Source organism: Ensifer sp. ENS06 (assembly GCF_014852205.1).
GTDB lineage: Bacteria > Pseudomonadota > Alphaproteobacteria > Rhizobiales > Rhizobiaceae > Ensifer > Ensifer adhaerens.
In genome coordinates this window covers 1-351 of the sequence record NZ_JACVBC010000056.1, presented here as the reverse complement: position 1 = coordinate 351, position 351 = coordinate 1, and the positions used below count along the sequence as shown (strand labels likewise).

General features: G+C 63.0%; 1 protein-coding gene. It reads left to right on the top strand.

Annotation, left to right across the window (positions count from 1 at the left end; translation table 11 throughout):
- Positions 1–351, top strand: a 351-nt coding sequence (locus IB279_RS36815) for a ferrochelatase (RefSeq protein WP_192341273.1), incomplete at both ends; no start/stop codon positions are given.

Below are 351 nucleotides of genomic sequence, written 5' to 3'. Positions count from 1 at the left end.
GGACTTGAACGAAAGCTACCTCCGGACCTACACCCGCAACCAGTCCGAACTGATGGCGAAGTCCTTCGCCGACCAGCCTAACGTCATCGTCGACTGGGGCATGCGCTACGGCCAGCCGTCGATCGCCTCGCGCATGGACGCACTGCAGAAGGCCGGCTGTGAACGCATTCTCGTCTTCCCGCTCTATCCGCAATATGCCGCCGCCACCACCGCCACCGTTAATGACAAGGCCTTCGAGGCGCTTCTGAAGATGCGCTGGCAGCCGGCACTGCGCACCGTTCCGCCCTACCACGACGATCCCGTCTACATCGACGCTCTGGCAACCTCGATCGAGCGTCACCTGGCGACGCT